Raw genomic sequence first — 694 nt, forward strand, 5'->3', positions numbered from 1 at the left:
AGTTTTTTCATTTTATTGTTCCTTGTAAACATTTTGCTCGGAGAGCTCTATTGTTTTGCGCTTAATTTAGCAGGATTTTTTGTTGCCTGTAAAATCACGAACTTATTGTTAGAAGCGATGAGTTTCACATTCTTATCGCCAAACAGACGTTTCAACTTGGCGTCGTAGCGGGGGTGACGGTTTGCTATGACGAGTAACTTGCCATTTTGGTTCAAAATTTGTTTTGCATCACAGAACATTTGCCATGCGATATGATCGGTAATGGCTTGTTGCTGATGGAACGGTGGGTTACACATGATTAAATCGCAACTGTCAGGTTTGAATCCATCCAAACAGTTATTGGCCACGCACTGAATGTCGCGACCTTCGCCCAAGTTATCCAATAAGTTCTGCTTGGCAGATTCAAGCGCCATGAAGCTTTCATCAACGCAAGTCAGTCTTACATTTCGATTGAGTTGACCTGCTTTTACCGATAAGACGCCGTTACCGCATCCCAAATCGATAATGTGATTGATTGAGGCCTCTTCAGGAATATGTTGCAGCATAAAACGCGCACCTAAATCTAAGCTTTCTCCTGAATAGACATTTGGCAGGTTTTTAAGCTGAATGTGTTCACCTTCGATACCCCAAGCCGTGATTGGGTCTACTTCAATTCTTGGTTCTGCATTGGCCTGAGAAAAGACCAGTCGATGCT

Annotated in this window: 1 protein-coding gene; it reads right to left on the bottom strand. The window is 42.5% G+C overall.

What is annotated here, in order from left to right; translation table 11 throughout:
* Nucleotides 1-47 precede the first annotated feature (47 nt).
* A partial coding sequence (locus tag R7Z49_RS25185; protein WP_318112412.1) for a class I SAM-dependent methyltransferase occupies nt 48-694 on the bottom strand: 647 nt, incomplete at its 5' end.

Source organism: Vibrio sp. 1562, assembly GCF_033340155.1.
In the GTDB taxonomy this organism is placed as follows: domain Bacteria; phylum Pseudomonadota; class Gammaproteobacteria; order Enterobacterales; family Vibrionaceae; genus Vibrio; species Vibrio alginolyticus.